This is a genomic window from Actinomadura livida, from assembly GCF_014648675.1.
GTDB classification, from domain to species: domain Bacteria; phylum Actinomycetota; class Actinomycetes; order Streptosporangiales; family Streptosporangiaceae; genus Spirillospora; species Spirillospora livida.
In genome coordinates this window covers 236,142-259,716 of record NZ_BMRO01000013.1, presented here as the reverse complement: position 1 = coordinate 259,716, position 23,575 = coordinate 236,142, and the positions used below count along the sequence as shown (strand labels likewise).

Sequence of the window (23,575 nt, the reverse complement as noted above, 5' to 3'; positions counted from 1 at the left end):
GCGACCCCCCACGCCCCCCGGTTCGCTCCGCTCATCCCAGTCACCCCGCGATCCGAACGGTCGTATCAGTGCCCCAGATCGCCATGCCGAGGAGCAGGTCCACCACGTTGATGACGACGATGCTGGTGCGCACCGCGCGGCCCACCGCGACGCCGACGCCCGCCGGGCCGCCGCTCGCGTGGTAGCCGTAGTAGCAGTGGATCAGCATGACCAGCACCGAGAATATGATCACTTTTCCGAACGACCACAAGATGTCGTTCGGTGGTAGGAACAAATGGAAATAGTGGTCGTAGGTGCCGGTCGACTGGCCGTAGAAAACCGTCACGATCAGCCGCGTCGCGCCGTACGAGGCCAGCAGGCCCACGATGTACAGCGGGATGACCGCGATCATCCCGGCCAGCATCCGGGTCGTGACGAGGAACGGCATCGACGGGACCGCCATGACCTCCAGCGCGTCGATCTCGTCGGAGATCCGCATCGCGCCGAGCTGGGCGGTGAACCCGCAGCCGACCGTCGCCGACAGCGCCAGCGCCGACACCAGCGGGGCGATCTCGCGGGTGTTGAAGTAGGACGCGATGAAGCCGGTGAACGCCGCCGTGCCGATCTGGTTCAGCGACTCGTAGCCCTGCAGGCCGACCTGGCTGCCGGTGAAGAACGTCATGAATCCGACGATCACCACCGAGCCGCCGATCACCGCGAGGCCGCCGGTGCCGAGGCTCACCTCGGCCAGCAGCCGCAGCACCTCCGTGCGGTAGCGGCGCAGCACCCGGAACGTCCACGCGAACGCGCGGGCGTAGAACGACATCTGGTGGCCGAAGTCGTCCAGCCGCTGCAAAGGCGCGTTCACCGCCTTGCCGACGGCCTTCCCCGTCTTTCCTGGAGCCGCCATTTACATGCCCTTCGACGGCACGAACTGGAAGTACAGCGCGGAGATCAGGAAGTTCTCCAGGAAGAGCAGCATGAAGGTGATGACCACGGTCTGATTGACCGCGTCACCGACCCCCTTCGGGCCGCCCTTCGCGTTCAACCCCTTGTACGCCGCGACGAGGCCGGCGGTGATGCCGAACACGAACGCCTTGAACTCGGCCTGCAGCAGGTCGGGCAGCTGCGCGATGGCGTTGAACGACGCCAGGTAGGCGCCGGGCGTGCCGTCCTGCAGCATGACGTTGAAGAAGTAGCCGCCCATGAGACCGACGACGGAGACCAGCCCGTTCAGGAACAGCGCGACGAACGCGCAGGCGAGCATCCGCGGCACCACGAGGCGGTGCAGGGGGTTGATCCCCAGCACCTCCATCGCGTCGATCTCCTCGCGGATCTTGCGGGAGCCGAGGTCGGCGCAGATCGCCGAGCCGGCGGCGCCCGCCACCAGCAGCGAGGTCACCAGCGGGCTGGCCTCCCGGACGATCGCGACGACCGCGGTCGCACCGGTGTAGGACTGCGCGCCGAGCTGCCGGATGAGCCCGCCGACCTGCAGCGACAGGATGCCGCCGAACGGGATGGCGACCAGCATGGTGGGGACCACCGTGACGCTGACGATGAACCATGCCTGCTGGATGAACTCGCGCCACTGGAACGGCCACTTGAACATCGCGCGGCCGGTGTCCAGGCACAGGGCGAAGAAGCGGCCCGGCTCCCGGATCGCGATGTTGGCGGCGCCGTCCCCGATCTTGCGGAACGTCGTGGACGACCCGCCGCCCTTGCCATCCCCTCGCTGGTCCGCGCCGATACCAGGAGTGGACATCAGTACCCTGCACCCGCCCCTTGCTGTCCGGGCGGCGGGTTGCCCGGGAAGTGGCCGGGCGCACCGCCGGGGTGCGCGCCGGGCGGCGGACCGCCGGCGGGCGCCATCGACGCCACGTACCGCGGCCACTCCTCCACCCAGTTGCGGCCCAGGTCGTCCACGAAGGATCCGGGCGGCGGGGTGACGCCGTGCGCGGCGCACCAGGCGCCGGGGGCGTGCTGCCCCGGGCGGATCCGGCCGTCGCTGGTCATCAGCTGCGGCGGGATCGGCGGCAGCTTGCCCGGGTCGTGGCCCTGCTTGGCCTCGGCCTCCAGCTCGGAGACGTCCTTCTCCTCCGACATGCCGATCGGGCCGATCTTGCGCGCGTTGAGGAACTGCCGGACGACCGGCTCCTCGCTGGACAGCAGCATCTCGCGCGGGCCGAACATCACCAGCTCGCGGCGGAACAGCAGGCCGATGTTGTCCGGAACGGTCCGGGCGGTGTTGATGTCGTGGGTGACGATGAGGAACGTCGCGCCTATCTCGGCGTTCAGGTCGACGATCGTCTGGTTCAGGTAGGACGTGCGGACGGGGTCGAGGCCGGAGTCGGGCTCGTCCACCAGCAGGATCTCGGGGTTCAGGACGAGGGCGCGGGCGAGGCCGGCGCGCTTCTTCATCCCGCCGGAGATCTCCCCGGGGAGCTTCTTCTCGGCACCGAGGAGCCCGACGAGCTCGAGCTTCTCCATGACGATCCGCTTGACCTCGGACTCCGACTTCTTCGTGTGCTCGCGGAGCGGGAAGGCCACGTTGTCGTAGATGTTCATCGACCCGAAGAGGGCGCCGTCCTGGAACAGCACGCCGAACAGCTTGCGGGTCTCGTAGAGCTGCGCCTCGGGGAGGTAGGGGAGGTCCCGGTCGCCGACCCAGATGTGCCCGCGGTCCGGCTTGAGCAGCCCGACCAGTGACTTGAGGAAGACCGACTTACCGGTGCCGGAGGGGCCCAGGAGAACGGAGATCTCTCCCGCGGGCAGCGTCAGCGACACGTCCTGCCAGATGGTCTGACGGCCGAAGGACTTGGTCAGGCCCTCGACTCTGATCTCGACGCCCACTCGTCACCTTTCGTCCAGGCCGGGGGGGAATCCCGAACCAATGAGCGAGTAGCTCTAGGCTCTTTGTCGTCACACCGCGTGACCGCCCTCTTGCTACCGTCCAGTAGCCGTGACGGGTGCCACTACCGTAGCGGGACTCCGTCCAAATGGAAGGGGTTCCACTCCAGATCAGCGGCCAAATGCGACGTCGTAAGACAATCGTTACTTACGGCGTCTATGAGACTAGTGGTCCAAGAACCGGAGCCTCAAGCGGGGTCGGGGTGTTCGGCCGGGGAAGAACGGCTTCGTCCGTCCGCCGGGACACCGCGGCCCTCGTGTGGCCACAGCGTCAGAGGGGACGGTACGCCGCGCGCCGATAAGCGCACAACCCGCCCGGGCGCACGCTTTCGGGCATGCGTTTATCACTCCGGTACAACGAAAAGAGGCGGCCGCCCCACCCGTGGTGGGACGACCGCCTCCCGAGGAGCGGACGGAGCCGTACCGGCCCCGGGCTCTGGAACGCCTTACTTGACGGTGACCGTCGCGCCGGCCTTCTCCAGGGCCTCCTTGGCCTTGTCGGCGGCCTCCTTGTTGACCTTCTCGAGCAGCGGCTTCGGCGCGCCGTCGACCAGGTCCTTGGCCTCCTTCAGGCCGAGGCTCGTCAGCGCGCGAACCTCCTTGATGACCTGGATCTTCTTGTCGCCGGCACCCTCGAGGATGACGTCGAACTCGTCCTGCGCGGCGGCCTCCTCGGCGGCCGGGGCGCCCGCCCCGCCCGCGGGGGCGGCCACGGCCGCGACCGGCGCGGCGGCCTTGACGTCGAAGACCTCCTCGAACTGCTTCACGAACTCGGAGAGCTCGAGAAGGGTCATCTCCTTGAACGCGTCGAGCAGGTCGTCGGTGCTGAGCTTCGCCATGATCTTTCCTCCGCTATGGCTTGAATACTGGGGATTACGTAACCGCGGGTGCCTACTCGGCGGACGCCTCGGCGGCCTCGGCGGCCGGCGCGTCGGCGGTCTCGCCCGCCGCCTCGCGCTTGGCGCGCAGCGCCTCGGCCAGCTGCGCCGTCTGCGTCGGCAGGGCGTTGAAGAGCGCGGCCGCGTTGGACAGCGAGCCCTTCATCGCACCGGCGAGCTTCGCGAGGAGCACGTCGCGCGACTCGAGGTCGGCGAGCTTGGTGACCTCCGCCGCGCTCATCGCCTTGCCGTCGATGAACCCGCCCTTGATCACCAGCAGCGGGTTGGCCTTGGCGAAGTCACGCAGGCCCTTGGCGGCCTCGACCACGTCGCCCCGGACGAACGCGATGGCCGACGGGCCCTCGAGCAGGTCACGGAACTGCTCGTCGACACCGGCCTCGTCCGCCGCGCGCTTGGTCAGCGTGTTCTTCACCACGCGAAACCGTGCGGTCTCGCCGAGATTGCCGCGCAGTTCCCTGACCTGCGCGACGGTCAGCCCGCGGTACTCGGTCAGCACGGCGCCGCTGGAGCTCTGGAACTCGTCCTTGAGCTCGGCGATCGCCGCGTCCTTATCGGCCCTGGCCATGCGGCCTCCTTCCGATTACCTGGGTGTTCACGACCCTCCCCATCCCGGGGACGGGGCCCGATCGACCAAAAAACGCCCCGGCGCAGGCGCACGGGGCGTCCAGGCAAGGCACGGAGGCCATGCGGAAGCTCTCGTCTCACCTACGCAGGCCGCCCGACGAATCGGGTCCTTCGGTCACCTCGGCATGAGGTGACGACCGGCGGTCTTCGGCGCAACCAAGTTACCCGACAGACTTGCACTTCTCCAAAACGAGCTACCCACAGCGAGGGGACCGCGCCGTCGCGGCGCGGTCCCCTCCCCGTGTCGGCCTTGGTCAGCTGCCCGGCAGGCCGCCGCCACCGAGCCCCTGCAGCATCTGGCTGAAGTCGGTGACCTGGTTCGCCGGCGGCGCGGCGATGTTCACCGGCTTGCCGAAGTCGCGGTACTTGATGGTCATGGTCATGACCCCGTCGGCCGTCTGCTGGCCCTTCATGGTCATCTTGCGGGGGAGCTGCTGGTCGTCCACCCACAGGTCGAACTGCATGCTGTCCATGCCGGTCTGCGCGTAGCCCTTGCGGAGCACCTCCTGCTGGTCCGCGGGCAGCTGCGCGAGCGCGTCCTCAAGCCGGTAGGTACCGGTGTAGTGCGTCGTCTGGACGCCGTCCACCGTCTCCTTGCCGACCTCGCGCGCGTCCTTGGACGCCGTCAGCATCTTGGTGTTCTGGACCGGGTCCATCTGCCGCGACTGCTGGAGCAGCTGGTCGACGTTCAGGCCGGACTTGCGGCCCAGCTCGTCCAGCGACATCTTCAGCCACGGCTTGCTCGCGGACCCGCCGCCGAGCTGGCTGAGCATCGGCATCTTCATGTAGATGGTCCGGCCCACCAGCCGCTGCTCCATGCCCGGCATCGACTGCCCGGCGACCGTCATCTTGTCGAAGTTCATGCTGTAGGCGAGGTCCGGCTTGAGCTGGTACTGCATCCCACCGGTCATCGAGACGTCGCCGTCCGCGGCACCGGTCATCTGCATCGCCATGCTCGCCTTGAAGGTGTCGAGCTGGCCGGTCTTCTCCGCTGCCTTGCCGAGCACCTGGGCGGCCGAGAGCTTCAGGTTCTCACCGGCCTCACCCACCTTGTCGCCGGCGCCGCCGAGGCAGCCGGTCAGCGAGAGGGCGAGGCCGGTGGCCAGCGTGACGCCCGTGGCGAAACGACGGATCATCGTGGGGGGTCTCCTTGGTCTGCTCCACGGCCCGCTCACACCCGTTGCACGGCAGGGCCGCCTGAAGGATCAGACGCACCGGAGCACCACCGGGTTCACCGTTTTCGCGATCTTGTTGGCGGCCGGTCGGTTCTCCCGGGGCGACCCGGCCATCGGCGGGCTGCCGGCGAGCGAGGGGACCGCGCCCGATCGCGGCGCGGTCCCCTCCGGGCTCTCCTCCGTCAGCTGCCCGGCAGGCCACCGCCGAGCATCGCGCCCATGTCGGTGATCTGGTCGGCCGGCGGCTCGGTGATGTCCACCGGCTTGCCGTAGTCGCGGTAGGTGATCGTCATGTGCATGGAGCCCGTGGTCCTGTCGGCCTTCGTCTCCAGCTTGCGGGGAAGCCGCTCGTCGTCGACCCAGAGGTCGAACCGCATGTCCGTCAAGCCCGCCTCATCGGCGCTCTTGCGGTGGGCCTCCCGCAGATTCACCGGAACCTGCGCGAGCGCGTCCTCCATCCGGTAGGTGCCGGTGTAGCGGGTCGTCTTGACCCCGCCCACCGTCTCCTCGCCGACCTTCTTCACGTCCTTGGACGCGGTCAGCAGCCTGGTGTTCTGCACCGGGTCCATCTCGCGCGTCTGCTGGAGCAGCGGCCCCAGGCCGACGCCGGTCTTCTTATCGGCCTCGTCCAGCGAGATCTTGATCCACGGCTTCGCCGTCTGGACTCCGCCGCCGTCCGCGCGGACGGGCAGCTTGACGTAGATGTTCTGGCCGACGAGGCGGTGCTCGCCACCCGACATCGACTGGCCGCCGACCGACATCTCCTCGAACAGCAGGCTGGTCGCCAATTCCGGCTTCCGCTGGTACTTCATCGTGCCGTTCTGCGAGATATCGCCCTCCGGCGAGCCGCTCACCTCAAGGACCAGGTCGGCCTGGAAGGAGTCGGCCTTCCCCGTCTCCTCCGCGGCCTTCCCGAGCACCTGCGCGGCGGTGAGCTCCAGCTTCTCACCGGCCTCGCCCACCTTGTCGTCCGCATCCCCCAGACAGCCGGACAGCGAGAGGGCGAGGCCGGTGGCCAGCGCGACGCCGATGGCGAAACGACGGATCATCGTGATGATTCTCCCTTGGACTGCTTTTGGCCCCGGCCCATGCGGAAATCCCCAGAGCCAATTGCCAAGTCAGACGCCCGGGAGGTGATTACGGTTTGCCAAATTCGGCGATATGGCCACAAGCGGCTACGTCAGTTGCCGCCGAGCAGCCCGGCGATCGACAGTTCGCCGACCTGGTCGGACGGCGGCGGGTTCACCTTGAACGACTCTCCGTAGTCGCTGTAGAGGACGGTCACCGTGCCGGTCTCGCCCTGCTCGCCGCTCATCTTCGACACGAGCTTGCGCGGCAGGTTCTCCGCGTCCGTCCACAGATCGAAGTTGATCTTGTGCTGCGCGTCCTCCGCCGGCAGCCACTTGCGCACCTTCTCGCGCGACTCCGCGTCGAGCCGGTTCAGCGCGTCCTGGACGGTCACCGTCCCGGTGTAGTGCGTCGTCTCGACCCCGTCGACCTTCTCGGTGCCGACCCGGCGCGCGTCCTTGGAGCCGGTGAACATCTTCGTCTGCTCGGCCGGGTCCACCTTCTCCACCTGGCCGATCAGACCCTGGATGTCGAACCCGGTGTGCTGCGACGCCCGGTCCACATCGATCTTCAGCCACGGCTTGCCGCCGCTGACGAACTTGGCGAGCTGCGGGACCTTCGCGTACAGCACGTCGCCCGTGAACAGCGCCTGCCCCTGCGCCCCCGGGACGCTCTTCCCGCCGCGGCTGAACTCGTCCAGCTTCGCGCTGAACTGCAGCGTCGGCCGCAGCTGGAACTGCCCGTTGGCGCGGATCTCCCCGCTGCCGCCCTGCCCCGTCCCGGTCACCGTGAGGTCGGCCTTGAACGTATCCGCCTCACCGGTCTTCTCCGAGGCCTTCAACAGCGCCTGCCCGGCACTGAGCTGCATGTTCTCCGTGGTCCCGGTGCCGCCCCCGCCGCATCCGCTCAGGAGCAGCGCGGCGCTCACGGCGGTGCCGCCGGCCGCCACCACGAGTCGTCGTTTCATGAGGTTCGAGCCTCCCTTGTCGCCCTGCTGGTGATCCCAGTGTCACGGGGACGCCAACGACGCTACATCCCCCGCTGGTACGAATGCCCCCACCCGAGGTACGACCATCGTCGTACTCATCGCATTGCCCTTGGCGGTCAGGCCCTAGAGGGCCTTCCCTTCAACGGGCACTGCGCGCGATCGCTGTGCTTATTTGCATTGCCCTTGGCGGTCAGGCGCTATAGCGCCCTCCCTTCAACGGGCACTGCGCGCGATCGCTGTGCTTATTTGCATTGCCCTTGGCGGTCAGGCGCTAGAGCGCCCTCCCTTCAACGGGCACTGCGCGCGATCGCTGCATCGCTCCGGCTCGCCCTGGGGGCTCGCTGCGCGATCAGGTTCCTCGCAAGCTCGAAACCTGCCTTCGGACGCGATCGCAAGCGTCGAGGTTGCTGCGGGGTTGCTGTGGTGACTGAGGTCGTGCCCATTTGCACTGCCCTAGGCATAGGCTCTTGCGCTTCTTACCTTTGGCGTGCGCGCTTGCCTTGGGTGGGTCAGCGGTAGGCGTTGAAGGTCATGGAGCCGGTGAAGGCGGCGCCGGGCGCCTGGGCGCTCAGGCCGATCGAGGTGGGGCGGGACTTGCTGTCGGCCCAGAGGTCCAGGCCGCAGCCGGTGTCCTGGGGGATCAAGTCGCGGATCGCGGCGGCCGCTTCCTGCGGGAGGAGCGAGTAGACGCTGCCCATGCGGGCCTGGGCGGTGAACTGGGTCCGGCCGCTGTCGTCCGGCTCGCTCGCGGTCGTGCCGGGGAGCGTCCCGATCATGAAGGTGAACTGGCGGGGGTCGGACTGGGTCTGCAGGGTGTTCAGCTGCGCGGCCGTGAGGGTGGACTGGGTCCACTTCTCCCCGTCGAAGCCCTTGAGGGTCTGGCCGCTCACGATGACCTTCTGGGTGATCTTGGTGAGCTCGCCGCCCTGCATCGTCTGGGTGACGCCGGTCGCGTTCATCGCGAACTTCGGGTACAGGGTGAACGACGCGGTCTCCGCGGCGTGCTTGTAGTCGCCGTTCGCGCCGATGGACACCTTGACCTCGGTCTTGCGGGTGAAGGCGTGGAGGCTCGGGCCGGGCTGGGGCGGCGCGGTGGGCAGGTTCGCGAAGGCGCCGCCGCCCGGGGTGCCCGGCGTGCCGGGGGCGTTGCCCGTCCCGGCCGGGTTGGAGCCGGGTGCCGCGGGGGCGCCGGGGGTGACGAGGCCGGTGGCGGTGCCGTTCGGGTTCGCCGGGTCCTGCCGGGACATGGCCGCGGACGCCGGCGACGCGCCCCCGTCCCCGGCGGAGTTGCCGCCGACCTGGACCGCCATCACGATCGCCGTGGGCACGACGGCGACGGCGGTGACTGCGGAGATGGCGATGGCACGGTCGGTTCGACGCTTCACGGGGAAGATTCAACACCAGATTCCCCACCGGTAACAAAACAATCCGGCTACCCAATTGTCCGGTTCCGGACGCTGATCTATGTATCCAGCCCGTTCGGTGCTATGTGCCGGTACGCGAACAGGGCGCCCCCGGAGCCGGGGACGCCCTGTGCCGTGCTGCCGCTCAGACCTCTTCGAGGTCGGCGGTGAGGTTGCGGACCGCGTTCGGGTCCACCGGGATGCTCGGGCCCATCGACGTCGTCATCGACGCCTTCTTCACGTACCGGCCCTTCGCGGCGGACGGCTTGAGCCGCTGGATCTCCTCGACGGCCGCGGCGTAGTTCTCCACCAGCTGGCGCGGCTCGAAGGACGCCCGGCCGATGATGAAGTGCAGGTTCGCGTGCCGGTCGACCCGGAACTCGATCTTGCCGCCCTTGATGTCGGACACGGCCTTCGCCACGTCCATCGTGACCGTGCCGGTCTTCGGGTTCGGCATCAGGCCGCGGGGGCCGAGCACCCGGCCCAGGCGTCCGACCTTGCCCATCTGGTCCGGCGTGGCCACGACCGCGTCGAAGTCCAGGAAGCCGCCCTGGATGCGCTCGATCATGTCGTCGGTGCCGACGAAGTCGGCGCCCGCCGCCTCGGCCTCCTGCGCCTTGGCGCCGGCGGCGAAGACCAGCACGCGGGCGGTCTTACCGGTGCCGTGCGGCAGGTTGACGGTGCCGCGCACCATCTGGTCGGCCTTGCGGGGGTCGACGCCCAGCCGCAGCGCGACCTCCACGGTCGGGTCGAACTTGACGACCTTGGTCTCCTTGGCGAGCTTCACGGCCTCGGCCGGGCTGTACAGCCGCTCCCGGTCGATCTTCTCCGCCGCGGAGCGGTAGCCCTTGCTGCGCTTCATGGTGATTCCCTTCCGGAATTCGTGGTACGGGCCAGCGCGTGGCCCTGCCACTGCCGTCCCGCCGGCGGCGGGATACGGCGTCAGGTCACTTGATCTCGATGCCCATCGACCTGGCGGTGCCGGCGACGATCTTCTCGGCGGTCTCCAGGCTCTTGGCGTTGAGGTCGGGCATCTTGGTCGTGGCGATCTCGCGGACCTGGTCGGCGGTGATCGAGCCGACCTTGGTCTTGTGCGGCTCGCCGCTGCCCTTGTCGACGCCCGCGGCCTTCAGGATGAGCTGCGCGGCCGGCGGGGTCTTGGTGACGAAGGTGAACGACCGGTCCTCGTAGATGGTGATCTCTACGGGGACGACGTTGCCGCGCTGGGACTCCGTGGCAGCGTTGTACTGCTTGCAGAAGTCCATGATGTTGACGCCGTGCGGACCGAGCGCGGTACCGACCGGCGGCGCCGGAGTCGCGGCCCCGGCCTGCAACTGGACCTTGACGAGCGCGGCGATCTTCTTCTTCTTCGGAGGCATTCGAACCCCTTTATCCCATTTATCGGTGGTTCCGACTCCCGGTCATCCGGGCAACACGGCGGCTGGGACGCATCCTCCGTGTAGGAACCACTTGGACTCGCAACCCGCGTGAGCGGGGAGCATCGCTGGTGCTGCCTGTCCGGTGCGCAGATGCACCGGGCCGTCCCCGCGAAAGCGGGACGATTTCCCGGTGGGGTTCGATCCGGACCGTGCCGGCCGTCCCCCGCCTGGGCGGGACAACCCGTCCAGGATACGGCCTCGTGCGGGCCGGTCGGTCCATCGGGCCGAACATGCTGCACGCCCCGCATGAGTCCGGGCCATCCCCCGCATCGCGGGAAACGGCCCGGCACGGGCTCAAGTCAGATCTTGGAGACCTGGTTGAAGGAGAGCTCGACGGGGGTCTCCCGGCCGAAGATCGAGACCAGGACCTTGAGCTTCTGCTGCTCGGCGTTGATCTCGTTGACCGTGGCGGGGAGGGTGGCGAACGGGCCGTCCATGACGGTGACCGACTCGCCGACCTCGTAGTCGACGGTGGCGGGGGCCTTCGCCTGCTCCTTGGCCTTGACGGTGCCCTCCTCGGGCTCCGGGGCGAGCAGGCCGGCGACCTCGTCCAGGCTCAGCGGGGACGGCTTGTTCAGCAGCCCGACGAACCCGGTGACGCCGGGCGTGTTGCGGACCGCGGCCCAGGACTCGTCGGTCAGCTCCATGCGGACCAGGATGTAGCCCGGCAGGACCTTCTCGTTGACCTTCTGCCGCTTGCCCTGCTTGATCTCGGTCACCTCGTGCTGCGGGACCTCGATCTGGAAGATGTAGTCCTCCATGTTGAGGGTCTGCGTCCGGGTCTCGATGTTGGTCTTGACCCGGTTCTCGTACCCCGCGTAGGAGTGCACGACGTACCAGTCGCCCGGCTGGAGCCGGAGCTGCATCTTGAAGTCGGCGTAGGGGTCGGCCGGGGGGCCGGCCTCCTCCTCGTCTTCGTCCTCGTCCTGCTCGTCCGTGACGGCCTCGGCGAGATCGGCGGCGTCCGCGGCGGCGTCCGGCCCGGGGCCCTCGCCCTCGAGCTTCGTGTCCGCGGGCTCGCCTTCGCCGGCGGCGACGGCCGCCTCGGCCGTCTCCTCGGCGGGCTCGGCCGCCTGGTCTGCCGCAGCAGCCGCAGCGGACTGGGCCTCTTCAACGGCCTCGTCGTAGGGCTGTGAGGGCTCGGACACGGTGTCTCTTTCTCTCGGCTTGCGGTGAATGGACTTGCGGTGGTGCGGCGGCGGCACGTCGGTACGCCGCGGCCCCGGGCGCGATCAGCCGAGGCCGATCAGCCGAAGATGGCGTAAATGCCCTGCTGCAGCCCGTAGTCGACGCCGGACACGATCCCCACCATGATCAGCACGAAGATCAGTGCCGCGACCGTGTAGGTGATGAGTTCCCGCCGCGTGGGCCAGATGACCTTGCGCAGCTCGGCGATGATCTGGCGCACGAAGAGCGCCGGAGTCGTCCGCCGCGGGGACTTCTCCTTCTTGCGCTTGCCCTCGCCCTTGGCCTCGGGCTCGTCGCGCTCGTCGGTCTCAGTCGCCATTTGCCGCCGTTCACCTCATAGGTCGTGATCCAACCACCATGTGGTTGCCGCACGGTCCCGTGCCGCGAAGCGCCACGGCGCCGCCATGTCGCGGCCGGCACGGGTGCGCGCACCGCACCTCGCAGGGCAGGAGGGACTCGAACCCCCAACCGCCGGTTTTGGAGACCGGAGCTCTACCAATTGAGCCACTGCCCTTCATTCTCCGGGTCAACGGAGAACACCCGGCCACGGGACCGGGTCGTGCCGCGTCCAGCTTACGACCTTTGCCGACATCCGTGTGCGGACAGGCTCGTAGAGCGGGGACGCGCCACTAGGACGGTGAGTCTACGTGCCCCGGGCCCCCGCGTCGAACCGGATGGCGCGAGACGCCCGGACCGTGTCACCGGACCGCGCCGGGGACGCGTCCGGACCCGCCCCGGTATACCGCTCTGGCCACCGGACATCGTCTGTAACGATAGGGATATGAGCATCGACCGTCCTCGCATCTCCAAGCGCATCGCCGCGATATCCGAATCCGCCACGCTGGCCGTCGACGCCAAGGCCAAGGCGCTCAAGGCGGCGGGCCGCCCGGTCATCGGGTTCGGCGCGGGCGAGCCCGACTTCCCCACTCCCGGCTACATCGTCGAGGCCGCGGTGGCCGCCTGCTCCGTGCCGCGCTTCCACAAGTACACGCCCGCGGGCGGGCTGCCCGAGCTGCGCGCCGCCATCGCGGAGAAGACCGAGCGGGACTCCGGCTACAAGGTGGAGGCGTCCCAGGTCCTGGTGACCAACGGCGGCAAGCAGGCGGTGTACGAGGCGTTCGCCGCACTGCTCGACCCGGGCGACGAGGTGCTCGTGCCGACGCCGTACTGGACGACCTACCCCGAGTCGATCAAGCTCGCGGGCGGGGTGCCGGTGGACGTGGTCGCCGACGAGACCACCGGCTACAAGGTGAGCGTCGACCAGCTGGAGGCGGCCCGCACCGACCGGACGAAGGTCCTGCTGTTCGTGTCGCCGTCCAACCCGACCGGGGCCGTGTACTCCCGCGCCGAGATCGAGGCGATCGGCCGCTGGGCGGACGAGCACGGCCTGTGGGTCGTGACCGACGAGATCTACGAGCACCTGGTGTACGGGGACGCCGAGTTCCACTCGATGCCCGTGGTGGTGCCGGAGCTGGCCGACCGGACGGTCGTGCTGAACGGCGTCGCCAAGACGTACGCGATGACGGGCTGGCGGGTCGGCTGGCTGATCGGCCCGGCGGACGTGGTGAAGGCCGCGGCCAACCTCCAGTCGCACGCGACGTCCAACGTGGCGAACGTGTCGCAGGCCGCGGCCATCGCGGCGGTGACGGGCGACCTGTCGGCGGTGGCGGAGATGCGCACGTCGTTCGACCGGCGCCGCAGGACGATCGTGCGGATGCTGAACGAGATCCCGGGCGTGGTGTGCCCCGAGCCGGAGGGCGCGTTCTACGCCTACCCGTCGGTGAAGGAGCTGCTGGGCAAGGAGATCCGCGGCAAGCGCCCCGAGACGTCGGTCGAGCTCGCGGCGCTGATCCTGGAGGAGGCGGAGGTCGCGCTGGTGCCGGGCGAGGCGTTCGGCACGCCGGGCTACTTCCGCCTGTCGTACGCGCTCGGCGACGACGACCTCGTCGAGGGCGTCTCGCGGGTCGCGAAGCTGCTGTCCGAGGCGGGCTGACACCCTTCCGCCATCACGGACCGGCCCCGGGCGCACACGTGCCCGGGGCCGGTTCCGTGCGGAACGGGCCGCGTCCACCGGCCCGTTCCCGGAGCGTTCCGGCGGGACGTCCCGCCGCGGCCCCTCCCCACCGCGGGACGTCCCGCCGGAACGGTGTCAGTGCCTCCCCGAGACACGGCGACCCTCCGGCGCCGCGTTCACGGGCGGACGCCCTCGGCGACGCGCATCAGCCGGGTCTCCACCGAGCCGCCGGCCGACACCGTCACCCCGACGCCGGGTCTGGCGAGCCAGGAGATCTGGCGTCCTGAGCCGGGACGGTCGGCGGTGAGCGCGGGCGCCCCCCGCACGGACGTGTGCCCGGGCAGGCCGGGCGACTTCATGAGGTCCCGCGGGCCGGTGAGCCCGCTCCCCTTGACCATGGCGATCTCCAGCCACCCCGCGCTCCCGCGCCACTTGCAGGTCGTCGTCTCGCGCTCGGCGCCGCCCGTCACCGTGCACGGGCCCGCGGCGGTGAGGCCGTCCGGAATGTAGGTGATCCAGCCCGGCAGACCGTCCACCACTCCCCCTGGGCCGGGCTTGCGCGGGCCATCCGCGGACCTGCCCGCCGACGGGTGGGCCTCCGGCCGGGAGGAGGCGCCCGCCCTGGGCTCCCCCTTGGCTGACGGGGACGCGGAGGAACCCGGGGCGGGCGGTCGTTCCGGCTGCTCGAGCGTCGGGCCGCCGTCCGCGGTTCGGGCGGTCCCGGGGTTCCCGGCAGGTGTGGCCCGGAACGACTGGTAGGTGGGCACCAGGGCGAGCGCCGCGACCGTGGCCGCGGCGGCTCCGGCGGCGGCGTGGATCCGGGCCTTGCGGCGCCGGTGCCGGCGCTTGACGTCCGCGACGAGCGACGCCGGCGCGGTCGTCCCGGCCACCTGCTCGGCCATGGCCTGCCGCAGTTCACTCTCCAGGTCCATCGCTCATCTCCCCAGTGGCGCCAGGTTCGTGCCGAGGCGCTCCCGGAGCCTGGCGAGCCCCCGGGACGCCTGGCTCTTGACCGTTCCGACCGAACAGCCGAGCGCCTGCGCCGTCTCCGCCTCCGACAGGTCCTCCCAGAACCGCAGGACCAGTACCGCCCGCTGCCGCGGGCCGAGCCTGCGCAGCTCGTCCATGAGTGTCCCCCTCAGCTCGACGGCGTGTTCGGGCGAGGCCGCCGGCCGTTCCGGCAGCCGCGCCATGTGGATCTCCTTCAGGACCTTCCAGCGCCGGGAGCGGCTGATCACGAGATTGACCAGGATCCTGCGGACGTAGGGCTCGGGGTCGCTGCCGGGCTCGATCCGCCCCCAGTGCCGGTACGCCTTCTCCAGCGCGGTCTGCAGGACGTCCTCGGCGTCCTGCCGTGCCCCGCACATCAGCGCGGCGGTGCGCAGCAGGGCATCGCCGCGTGCGGCCACGAACTCCACGAACGTCTCGTCGTCTCGACGCCCCACTGTGCTCCGTCCCGGGCTGGCGCGAATCCGGCCGGTCTTCTGTCGGGGGGTGGGCGGCTCCGCGCCGAGCCGCCCACCCGGTTCCTGGTACCGCTGTGTGCTGGCCGGCCCCTTTACCCGGCCTGGGCCAGCGCGGTGGTGACGTCCTTCAGGCCGCCCGCGAGGACGGGGCTGCCGTTGACGAGCAGCGACCGGCCGTCCGCGTCGAACAGCAGCACGCCGCCGCGGTCCGGGAGGATCGAGCCGGCGGTGCCGCCGGGCACGGTCACGGGGGTGCCGCCCTTGGGCAGCTTCAGCGCCTGCCGCAGCTGATTCTGCGTCATGCCGGCGGGCGTCCTCAGGGTTTCGACGGTGATCCACCGGCCGGTCTTGTCGGCCCACTTCTGCGTGACGGCGCAGATGTTCGCCTTCCGCAGGTCGGCGGAGCCGGGGACGGTCGAGACGTGGCGCAGGCCCTTGGCGAGCAGGACCGTCCGCTCGACCGTGCCGCCGACCTCGACCGCCGGCGCCAGCTTGCCGCAGTCGAGCCGGGGGACGGCGGGCAGGCCGGGCTTGGCCGGGACGCGGGCGGACGGACTGGTCGCCGGGGTCCCCTTCGTCAGCTCCTTCGTGGACGGCAGGCAGGTCGGCAGGTCGGACGGGAGCTTGCCCCTTGCGTCCGGCAGCTTGGCGTCCGGCAGCTTGGCGTCCGGGACCTTCGCGTCAGGGACCTTGGCGTCAGGCAGGTCGGCGTCGGGGAGCCCAGCGCCCGGGAGGTCGGTCTTGGGCACGTCCGCCTTCGGCAGTTCCCTCGTGGCGGGGTTCTGCTCCAGGTGCTTCCGGACCTGCTTCTCCGCCCCGGTCTCCGGGATCTTGGCGCTGGGCAGTGCGGGCTTGGCCGGCAGGCAGGTCGGCGGGGTGCCGGGCACGGCGTCCCGGACCTCGCGCTCCACCGCGGGGGCCGTGGCGCCCTGGGGGCGGAGGTCCGCCTCCTGGTGGGAGCCGGCCATCGCCCAGGTCGCGCCGCCGCCCACGGCGACGGTCCCGATGGCGGACGCCGCGATCAGGGCGGCCTTCAGCGTGATCATCGTGTATCCCTTTCCTGCCCGTGCTCGTTTACGGGGGTGCCCGTCTCTCTCTGGCGCCCCTCGTATACGCACGGTGTCCGGACGGGGTTGCACGCGATCCCAAAGTTTTTTCGGGATGCCCATGTGCGGGGATGGCCGTCGCGAGTCATCCGAGGTAGTCCGGTGAGGTGATCCTTCCGGAAGGGGGTTCAACCGCGCCGATCACCCGGCAGCATTGGCACATGGAGGCCCCTACCGTGTCAGCTCGTCCCGCCCAGGAGCTTCTGGGTTCCGCCCGCAATGACGTGGCACTGCTCCCCAAGGCGCACCTGCACCTGCATTTCACCGGGTCGATGCGGCATTCGACGCTCGTCGAGCTCGCCGGCACGCACGGCGTGCATCTGCCGGACGCCCTCGTGGAGGACTGGCCGCCCAAGCTGCAGGCGACCGACGAACGCGGCTGGTTCCGGTTCCAGCGCCTCTACGACATCGCCCGCTCGGTGCTGCAGACGCCCGGCGACCTGCGCCGCCTGCTGCGGGAGACGGCCGCGGACGAGGCGGCGGAGGGGTCGGGCTGGCTGGAGATCCAGGTCGATCCGAGCGGGTACGCGGCGAAGTTCGGCGGGCTGACCCCCACGGTGGAGCTGGTGCTGGACGCGGCGCGGGACGCGTCCGAGGCCACCGGCGTCGGCATCGGCGTGGTCATCGCCGCGAACCGCACCCGGCACCCGCTGGACGCCAAGACGCTCGCCCGGCTGGCCGTCCAGTACGCCGGCCGGGGCGTCGTCGGGTTCGGGCTGTCCAACGACGAGCGGCGGGGCCGGGCCTACGACTTCGAGGGCGCGTTCCGGATCGCCAAGCGCGGCGGCCTGCTGTCGACCCCGCACGGCGGTGAGCTGCTCGGCCCGGCGAGCATCCGGGAATGCCTGGAGACCCTGGAGGCCGACCGGATCGGGCACGGCGTGCGCGCCGTCGAGGACCCGCGGCTCCTGGAGCAGATCATCGAGCGCGGTGTGACGCTGGAGGTGTGCCCGGCGTCGAACGTGGGCCTCGGGGTGGCGGAGACGGCGTCGGACGTGCCGGTGCGGCGGCTGTACGAGGCGGGCGCGTCGATCGCGCTGGGCGCGGACGACCCGCTGCTGTTCGGTTCGCGGCTGGCCGTCCAGTACGAGCTCGCCCGGGCCGACCACGGCTTCTCCGACGCCGAGCTTGCCGATCTGGCGAAGCAGTCGATCAGGGCGTCGGCGGCGCCGGACGACGTGCGGGGGCGGCTGCTCGCGGGCGTCGACGCCTGGCTGGCGGGCTGAGCCTCCCGGACCGCACGCTGGCCGGCCGACCGCCGGGACACGGCGCCGCGCTAGTGCCGGGCCTCCTCGCCGGACGGCCACATCCCACGGCTTTCGAGGTGGCTCACCAGGAGTTCACCGGCCCTGACGACGTGGTCGCGCATCCGTTCGGCCGCCGCGGCGGCGTCGCCGTCCCGCAGCGCGGCGAGGATGTGCTCGTGGTCTCGCACGGCGAGGTCCGGCCAGCCGGGAAGCCTCCCGTACAGGCCGCGCGGGACGTACCGGGCGGCCGTCCCTAGCGACCAGGCCAGCTTCGCCGAGTCGGCCGCCAGGTTGATCTCGCGGTGGAAGTGGTGGTTGTGCTCCTCCATCAGGTCGGGTCGCCGAGCGGCGAAGGCACGCTCCAATTCGCGGTGGAGCGCCTCCAGGCCGCGCAGGTCCTCCGGGCCGATCCGGGGGGTGGCGCGGGCGGCCAGCTCGGCGGCGATGCCCGCCTGCACCCAGAACAGGTCCTGGACGTCCCGTTTCGACAGCGGCGCGACGACGAACCCGCGGCGCGGCTCCAGGACGACGAATCCCTCGCTGCGCAGCGACTTCAGCGCCTCCCTGACCGGGGTGACGCTGATGCCGAACTCCATGGCGAGCCGTTCGAGCCGCAGATGGTCGCCGGGCCGGACCCGGCCCTCCATGATCAGCTCGCGGATGCGGGCGGCGGCCTCGTCGCTCAGCTGGAGGCGCATGCCGAGCGCCTGCCGGGGGGCGGGTGCGGGTGGGGCCACGGTCGTACTCCCGTCCGGGCCCCGCCGCGGCCGGCCCCGCGGTCCTCAAGGGCCCTGCCTCCATGGTTCCCGCTCGGCGGCCGTTTCAGCCGCCGGGCGGGCCGGGAGGCGGGTCAGGCCGTGATGCCCTCGACGAGCAGCAGGACGCCGAACGCCGCGAAGCCGGCGGCGGCACCGTACTTGATGACCCGTTCGGGGAGCTTCTTGCCGAGGACCTGGCCGACCACGATCGCCAGCGCGTCCGCGGCGACCATGCCGATCGTCGACCCGGCCCACACGCCGGCCAGCGCCGCGAGGCCGCCGTGGTCGGCGGCGAGGGTGACGGTGGCGAGCATGGTCTTGTCGCCCAGCTCGGCGAGGAAGAACGCCCCGCCGACCGCCAGGATCGCCGAGCCGGTGGCGCGCCGCGCCCGGTCGCGTTCGTCGTCGTCGAGTTCGTCGCCGCGGAGCGTCCACAGCGCGAAGCCGAGGAACGCGACGCCGGCGAGGATGGAGATCGGGCCGGTCGGGAGCGCGGCGCCGAGCGCCGCGCCGAGGGCGACGCTCGCCAGGTGGACGACCGCGGTCGCGGCGGTGATGCCGATGAGCACGTGCAGCGCGCGGAAGCGGGTGGCGAAGGTCATCGCCATGAGCTGGCTCTTGTCGCCCAGTTCGGCGACGAAGATCACGACCAGGCTGATGAGGAAGGCGGACAACGGGCTACCTCTCGCTCGGATGCCGGGCGAGGGCGGGGGTTCGGGCGCGCGACCTCGGCCCGGCACGACTGCCGGGCCGAGGGTCTCGTCCGCCTCGCGGGCCCGTCGGAGCGCGGCCCTTGCGTACGGAGGCCCGCGTGACCGGGCGCCGTCGGCGGCGCCAGTATGTCGATCACGCGATTGGGACTACTCCCCCTCGACGCCCCGAGCCTACCAACCGGCGGGTCAGAGGGTCACACCGACGAGGACCGGCTCGTTGACCAGCTCGACGCCGAACGCCTCGCGGACGCCGCGGCGCACCTCGCGGGCGAGCGCCAGGAGGTCGGCGGTGCTGGCGTCGCCCGGGTTGGTGAGGGCGAGGGTGTGCTTGGTGGAGATGCGCGCCGGGCCGGCGGCGTGGCCCTTGCCGAAGCCGGCGCGGTCGATCAGCCAGGCGGCGGACGTCTTGACCCGTCCGCCGGACTCCGGGTAGCGCGGGAACGTCGCGTCCGGGCCGAGGCGGTCGGCGACGCGGCGCTCCAGCTCGGCGAGCTGGCCGGGTTCGAGGACCGGGTTGGTGAAGAACGACCCGGCGCTGCGGGTGTCGGGGTCGGCCGGGTCCAGGACCATGCCCTTGCCGCGCCGCAGTTCGAGGACGGCGTCGCGCGCCTCCTTCAGCGTCACCCTGTCCCCGGGCTGGACGCCGAGCTTCTTCGCGAGCTCGGTGTAGGCGATGGGCCGCGACTCCTCGGCCTCGTGGAGCGCGTACGTCACGTCGAGGACCACGAACCGGTCGTGCCCTTTGAAGGCGCTGTGCCGGTAGGTGAAGCGGCAGGCGTCGCGGTCGAGGGCGACGACGGTGCGGGCCTCCCGGTCGTAGGCGCGGACCTCGACGATCGTCTCGCTGACGTCCTGGCCGTAGGCGCCGACGTTCTGGATCGGGGTGGCGCCGACGCGGCCGGGGATGCCGGACAGGCATTCGACTCCGGCGAGCCCGTCGGCGACGCAGCGCGCGACGAACGGGTCCCAGTCCTCGCCGGCCTGGACCCGGAGGAGGACGGTGTCGCCTTCGGCGGCGACGCGTTCGGTGCCGCGGGTGCCGATGTGGACGACGGTGCCGGGGAACCCGTCGTCGGACACCACGAGGTTGCTGCCGCCGCCGAGCACGAGCACGGGTTCGCCCGCGTCGTCGGCGTTGCGGATCGCGGCGACGAGCTCCGCCTCGGTCGTCGCCTCGACGAAGCGGCGGGCGGGGCCGCCGAGCCGCAGCGTGGTGTATCCGGCCAGGTCCACCTCTTCAGCGAACACCGCCACGTCGTGTTCCCCTCCCGTGCGTGCCCGGTCACTCGCCGCGTCCCGCTCGCGTCCCGCGGGCCGTCCCCGCACCGGCCGGGCGGCCCGGCCGGTGCGCGGCGCCACGTGCGGTTCAGGCGAGCTTGACGACCGCCTTCGCGCGCGTGAGGACCTTCTGGTCGTTCGACCTGGCGGTGAGCGCCACGACGACCTTGTTGTCGTCGAGCTTCTCCTCCACCTGGCCGCTGATCTCCAGGGTCGCGCCGCCCTCGTCGGGGACGACGACCGGTGAGGAGAACCGTACCCCGTAGTCGACGACGGCAGCCGGGTCGCCGGCCCAGTCGGTCACGAACCGGCCGCCCTGCGCCATCGTGTACATGCCGTGCGCGATGACGTCCGGGAGCCCCACGGCCTTCGCGACGGACTCGCGCCAGTGGATGGGGTTGAAGTCGCCGGACGCGCCCGCGTACATGACGAGGTTGGCGCGGTCGACCGCGTAGGTCTGCGCGGGGATCTCGGTCCCGACCTCGACGTCGGCGTAGTTCACCTTCGCGGTCATCAGGCCCCCCGCTCCACGATCGTGTTGTAGGTCTTGCAGATCAGCTCGCCCTCGACGGTCTTGATGTCGGTCTCGACGACCATCTTCTCGTTGCTGCCGATCGACTTGATCTCGGTGACCGTCGAGGTGCAGGTCACGACGTCGCCGGCGCGGACCGGGCGGGTGTACTCGAACCGCTGCTCGCCGTGCACGACCATCGCGTAGTTCAGGTTGAGGTCGGGGTCGGCGAGGGCGGGGTTGCCGAGGGACACGACGATGGGGAAGGTCGGCGGTGCGATGACGTCGGGGTGCCCGGCCGCCTTCGCCGCCTCCTGGTCGCGGTACACGGGGTTCCGGTCGCCGATCGCGTCCGCGAACTCGCGGATCTTCACCCGGCTGACCTCGTACGGCTCGGTGGGCGGGAAGCTCCGCCCGATGAAATCACGGTTGAGTGCCATGCAATCCCGTCCCTCCAGGTCGAACAGGTGCCCGGTGCCCGCCTGGGCACGCGCTGCTTCCGTCTCGGTCGGACGCTAACAGAACGGCGTTCAGCCCGCCCTCGCGGGTGTCGTGTCGCGAGGACGGGCTGATCACGTCAGAGCAAGCATGCCAAGAAGCGGCTGTTCCGCGGGCCGGGACGGACGATTGCGGGCCACGGCACCGCGCCCGACCGGCGGGTCCCCCGGTTCCGGCCCGCGCGAGAACGCGGCGGGCGGGTACTACGCCCCGACCAGGCGGTGCTGGTCAGCGGGTCCCGGGGCGGACGGCGGGCACTGGCTGCGTGCAGAAGTGCGACGGGCGGTGCCGCGTCCGTCCGGACGCCTCGGTCAGCGGGTCTCCCGGTGCGGACGGTGGGTCCGGCAGTTCGGGCAGTACTTCTTGATCTCCAGGCGGTCCGGGTCGTTGCGCCGGTTCTTCCGCGTGATGTAGTTGCGGTGCTTGCACTCCTGGCAGGCCAGCGTGATCTTCGGCCGGACGTCGGTGGCAGCCACGATGGAGTGCCTTTCTTACTGGGGAATGGGACTTCGGACCTCGGCCGCCCTTGCGGGCGGCCGGTGATCGCACCCAGCCTGCTCACCCCCGTCGGCCGGGGATGAGAGACATGGGTAGTAGCGAGGGCCGGACTTGAACCGGCGACACAGCGATTATGAGCCGCTTGCTCTGCCTGACTGAGCTACCCCGCCGTGATGGTCGGTGTGGACCGGAATGCAAGGATACCGGATGCGCACCGCGCCCCGGAAACACGAAAACCCGGACCGGGATCGGGGCATCGGTTCCACGGGTTCCGCAGGACCGCCTCCAGGCTACCGGGCGTGCCGATGACCTGCGAAACGTCCACTGGAACCGGTGGGACGGTACCACAGCGCACTCTACGGAACGAAATCGGCGGCCGAGGGATTCCCGCCGTCCGGATACGCCGCCCGGATACGCCGAAGGCCGCCCCGAACCGGGACGGCCTCTGCGGTGGTGAGCCCCTTTACGGAATCGAACCGTAGACCTTCTCCTTACCATGGAGACGCTCTGCCGACTGAGCTAAAGGGGCTTGCGTCGTTCGCGCAGTGAAACCATACACGGAGACGGGACCGCACGCGAACTCGTTTGCCCTGCCCGGGGCGGCCGGGGACGGCGCCCGCCCGGTGCGCGGCGCACGGGTCCGGGCGGACGACGTCCCAACGGCGTCCCCGCTGGTCAGCGCAGCAGGGTGCGGGCGATGACGAGCTGCTGGATCTGGCTCGTCCCCTCGTAGATGCGGAACAGCCGCGCGTCGCGGTAGAAGCGCTCGACGCTCACGCCGCGCATGTAGCCCATGCCGCCGAAGACCTGCACGGCGCGGTCGGCGACGCGGCCGACCATCTCCGAGCAGAAGTACTTCGTGCAGGACGGCCCGAGCTTGGTGTCCTCCCCCGCGTCGTAGGCCCTGGCCGCCTCCAGGACCATCGAGCGTCCCGCGTACAGCTCGGCCTGGGAGTCGGCGATGAGCCCCTGCACGAGCTGGTATTCGCCGATCGTGTTCCCTCCCTGGCTGCGTTCCTTCGCGTACGCGACGGTCTCGTCCAGGATCCTCTGGGCGAGACCCACGCAGACGGCGGAGATGCTGATCCGGCCGTGGGCGAGGGACGCCATGGCGGTGCGGAAGCCGGTTCCCTCCGTCCCGACCATGTTGCGGGCGGGGACGCGCACGCCGTCGAAGAACACCTCGGCGGTGTGGGCGCCGCGCTGGCCCATCTTCTCGTCGGGCGGTCCGATCGTCAGGCCGTCCGCGCCCTTCTCGACGAGGAACGTCGAGATGCCCCGGGAGCCGGGGGCGCCCGTCCGGGCGAAGACCATGAAGACGTCGGCCTCGGGCGCGTTGGTGATGAACCGCTTCGCGCCGTCGATGACGTAGTCGTCGCCGTCGCGCACCGCGCTCGTGGTGAGGGTGCTGGGGTCGGAGCCGGCCTCGGCCTCGGTGAGCGCGAACGCCCCGACGACCTCCCCGGACGCGAGCCTGGGCAGCCAGGCGTCCTTCTGCTCCTCCGTCCCGGCGTTGACGAGGACCTGCCCGGCGATGCCGTTGCTGGTGCCGAACATCGAGCGGAACGCGGGGCTGGCGTAGCCGATCTCGAAGACCAGCCGCACCTCCTCGCCGACCGAGAGCCCGAGGCCGCCGTACTGCTCGGGCAGCGCGTAGCCGAACAGGCCCATCTCCCGCGCCGTCTGCCGCACCGGCTCCGGGATCGCGTCGGTCTCCTCGATCTCCTCCTCGCGGGGGATCACCTGGTCGCGGACGAAGCTGCGGACGGCCTTGAGCACGTCGGCGAAATCCTGAGACTCCATGCGCCCATTCTAG

Annotated in this window: 25 protein-coding genes and 3 tRNA genes; 2 read left to right on the top strand and 26 right to left on the bottom strand. The window is 70.5% G+C overall.

Going from position 1 to position 23,575, the window contains the following annotated elements:
- Positions 1–40 precede the first annotated feature (40 nt).
- The 14 genes from IEZ03_RS28905 to IEZ03_RS28840 all read right to left on the bottom strand — a co-directional run bounded on the left by IEZ03_RS28905 (position 41) and on the right by IEZ03_RS28840 (position 12,184).
- Complete coding sequence (locus IEZ03_RS28905) at positions 41–889, bottom strand: MlaE family ABC transporter permease (protein ID WP_184889189.1); 849 nt, start codon at positions 887–889, stop codon at positions 41–43.
- Positions 890–1,741 (bottom strand): MlaE family ABC transporter permease, encoded by an 852-nt coding sequence (locus IEZ03_RS28900; RefSeq protein ID WP_131978753.1) that lies wholly within the window; start codon positions 1,739–1,741, stop codon positions 890–892.
- Positions 1,741–2,829 carry an ABC transporter ATP-binding protein gene (locus tag IEZ03_RS28895; protein ID WP_184889191.1) on the bottom strand — a complete coding sequence of 363 codons (1,089 nt, stop codon included), beginning with the start codon at positions 2,827–2,829 and terminating at the stop codon, positions 1,741–1,743. The genes IEZ03_RS28900 and IEZ03_RS28895 overlap by 1 nt, the downstream gene beginning before the upstream one ends.
- A gap of 503 nt (positions 2,830–3,332) precedes the next feature.
- Positions 3,333–3,725: a 50S ribosomal protein L7/L12 gene (gene rplL, locus IEZ03_RS28890; protein ID WP_131978747.1), complete on the bottom strand. Its 393-nt coding sequence runs from the start codon at positions 3,723–3,725 to the stop codon at positions 3,333–3,335.
- A gap of 52 nt (positions 3,726–3,777) precedes the next feature.
- On the bottom strand, positions 3,778–4,350 hold the full coding sequence (gene rplJ / locus IEZ03_RS28885) for a 50S ribosomal protein L10 (protein WP_184889193.1): 573 nt from the start codon (positions 4,348–4,350) through the stop codon (positions 3,778–3,780).
- A 313-nt stretch (positions 4,351–4,663) separates the two neighbouring features.
- Positions 4,664–5,545: an SCO4651 family lipoprotein gene (locus IEZ03_RS28880; RefSeq protein WP_184889195.1), complete on the bottom strand. Its 882-nt coding sequence runs from the start codon at positions 5,543–5,545 to the stop codon at positions 4,664–4,666.
- Between the two features lie 221 nt (positions 5,546–5,766).
- The gene (locus IEZ03_RS28875) at positions 5,767–6,633 is read right to left on the bottom strand and encodes an SCO4651 family lipoprotein (RefSeq protein WP_184889197.1); all 867 of its coding nucleotides are present in this window, start codon (positions 6,631–6,633) and stop codon (positions 5,767–5,769) included.
- 131 nt (positions 6,634–6,764) lie between these two features.
- Complete coding sequence (locus IEZ03_RS28870; protein WP_221480904.1) at positions 6,765–7,619, bottom strand: SCO4651 family lipoprotein; 855 nt, start codon at positions 7,617–7,619, stop codon at positions 6,765–6,767.
- 530 nt (positions 7,620–8,149) lie between these two features.
- The gene (locus IEZ03_RS28865; protein ID WP_184889199.1) at positions 8,150–9,025 is read right to left on the bottom strand and encodes a hypothetical protein; all 876 of its coding nucleotides are present in this window, start codon (positions 9,023–9,025) and stop codon (positions 8,150–8,152) included.
- A gap of 163 nt (positions 9,026–9,188) precedes the next feature.
- On the bottom strand, positions 9,189–9,905 hold the full coding sequence (rplA, locus tag IEZ03_RS28860; RefSeq protein ID WP_184889201.1) for a 50S ribosomal protein L1: 717 nt from the start codon (positions 9,903–9,905) through the stop codon (positions 9,189–9,191).
- 85 nt (positions 9,906–9,990) lie between these two features.
- Positions 9,991–10,422 carry a 50S ribosomal protein L11 gene (rplK, locus tag IEZ03_RS28855; protein ID WP_184889203.1) on the bottom strand — a complete coding sequence of 144 codons (432 nt, stop codon included), beginning with the start codon at positions 10,420–10,422 and terminating at the stop codon, positions 9,991–9,993.
- A 359-nt stretch (positions 10,423–10,781) separates the two neighbouring features.
- Positions 10,782–11,630 (bottom strand): transcription termination/antitermination protein NusG, encoded by an 849-nt coding sequence (nusG, locus tag IEZ03_RS28850; RefSeq protein WP_184889205.1) that lies wholly within the window; start codon positions 11,628–11,630, stop codon positions 10,782–10,784.
- 98 nt (positions 11,631–11,728) lie between these two features.
- Positions 11,729–11,989 (bottom strand): preprotein translocase subunit SecE, encoded by a 261-nt coding sequence (gene secE, locus IEZ03_RS28845; RefSeq protein ID WP_132044009.1) that lies wholly within the window; start codon positions 11,987–11,989, stop codon positions 11,729–11,731.
- 122 nt (positions 11,990–12,111) lie between these two features.
- Positions 12,112–12,184, bottom strand: a tRNA-Trp gene (locus IEZ03_RS28840).
- 267 nt (positions 12,185–12,451) lie between these two features.
- Between IEZ03_RS28840 and IEZ03_RS28835 the strand changes: the two genes are divergently transcribed.
- Positions 12,452–13,663 (top strand): pyridoxal phosphate-dependent aminotransferase, encoded by a 1,212-nt coding sequence (locus IEZ03_RS28835; protein ID WP_184889206.1) that lies wholly within the window; start codon positions 12,452–12,454, stop codon positions 13,661–13,663.
- A 197-nt stretch (positions 13,664–13,860) separates the two neighbouring features.
- On the opposite strand, the gene IEZ03_RS28830 is transcribed toward IEZ03_RS28835, so the two are convergent.
- The 3 genes from IEZ03_RS28830 to IEZ03_RS28820 all read right to left on the bottom strand — a co-directional run bounded on the left by IEZ03_RS28830 (position 13,861) and on the right by IEZ03_RS28820 (position 16,196).
- Entirely contained in the window at positions 13,861–14,616 is a 756-nt protein-coding gene (locus tag IEZ03_RS28830) for a hypothetical protein (protein ID WP_184889209.1), read from the bottom strand.
- A 3-nt stretch (positions 14,617–14,619) separates the two neighbouring features.
- Entirely contained in the window at positions 14,620–15,129 is a 510-nt protein-coding gene (locus IEZ03_RS28825; RefSeq protein WP_132044015.1) for a SigE family RNA polymerase sigma factor, read from the bottom strand.
- Between the two features lie 113 nt (positions 15,130–15,242).
- Positions 15,243–16,196: a hypothetical protein gene (locus IEZ03_RS28820; RefSeq protein WP_184889211.1), complete on the bottom strand. Its 954-nt coding sequence runs from the start codon at positions 16,194–16,196 to the stop codon at positions 15,243–15,245.
- A gap of 221 nt (positions 16,197–16,417) precedes the next feature.
- Here IEZ03_RS28820 and IEZ03_RS28815 point away from each other — a divergent pair, with 221 nt between their 5' ends.
- A complete protein-coding gene (locus tag IEZ03_RS28815) occupies positions 16,418–17,482 on the top strand; it encodes an adenosine deaminase (protein ID WP_184889213.1) in 1,065 nt (354 codons plus the stop codon).
- A gap of 50 nt (positions 17,483–17,532) precedes the next feature.
- Here IEZ03_RS28815 and IEZ03_RS28810 read toward each other — a convergent pair whose 3' ends face one another.
- From IEZ03_RS28810 to IEZ03_RS28770, 9 genes are all read right to left on the bottom strand, one after another.
- The gene (locus tag IEZ03_RS28810; protein ID WP_221480905.1) at positions 17,533–18,240 is read right to left on the bottom strand and encodes a GntR family transcriptional regulator; all 708 of its coding nucleotides are present in this window, start codon (positions 18,238–18,240) and stop codon (positions 17,533–17,535) included.
- A 113-nt stretch (positions 18,241–18,353) separates the two neighbouring features.
- Positions 18,354–18,935 (bottom strand): TMEM165/GDT1 family protein, encoded by a 582-nt coding sequence (locus IEZ03_RS28805; protein ID WP_184889215.1) that lies wholly within the window; start codon positions 18,933–18,935, stop codon positions 18,354–18,356.
- Between the two features lie 225 nt (positions 18,936–19,160).
- A complete protein-coding gene (locus IEZ03_RS28800; protein WP_184889217.1) occupies positions 19,161–20,228 on the bottom strand; it encodes a UDP-N-acetylmuramate dehydrogenase in 1,068 nt (355 codons plus the stop codon).
- Between the two features lie 112 nt (positions 20,229–20,340).
- Entirely contained in the window at positions 20,341–20,766 is a 426-nt protein-coding gene (locus IEZ03_RS28795) for a MaoC family dehydratase (protein ID WP_184889219.1), read from the bottom strand.
- On the bottom strand, positions 20,766–21,203 hold the full coding sequence (locus tag IEZ03_RS28790; RefSeq protein ID WP_184889221.1) for a MaoC family dehydratase N-terminal domain-containing protein: 438 nt from the start codon (positions 21,201–21,203) through the stop codon (positions 20,766–20,768). The genes IEZ03_RS28795 and IEZ03_RS28790 overlap by 1 nt, the downstream gene beginning before the upstream one ends.
- A gap of 369 nt (positions 21,204–21,572) precedes the next feature.
- Complete coding sequence (gene rpmG, locus IEZ03_RS28785) at positions 21,573–21,737, bottom strand: 50S ribosomal protein L33 (RefSeq protein WP_026404241.1); 165 nt, start codon at positions 21,735–21,737, stop codon at positions 21,573–21,575.
- A gap of 118 nt (positions 21,738–21,855) precedes the next feature.
- Positions 21,856–21,929 (bottom strand) — tRNA-Met (locus tag IEZ03_RS28780).
- Between the two features lie 286 nt (positions 21,930–22,215).
- Positions 22,216–22,288 (bottom strand) — tRNA-Thr (locus tag IEZ03_RS28775).
- A gap of 146 nt (positions 22,289–22,434) precedes the next feature.
- Positions 22,435–23,562, bottom strand: coding sequence for an acyl-CoA dehydrogenase family protein (locus tag IEZ03_RS28770; RefSeq protein ID WP_184889223.1), 1,128 nt, complete (start codon positions 23,560–23,562; stop codon positions 22,435–22,437).
- Positions 23,563–23,575 lie beyond the last annotated feature (13 nt).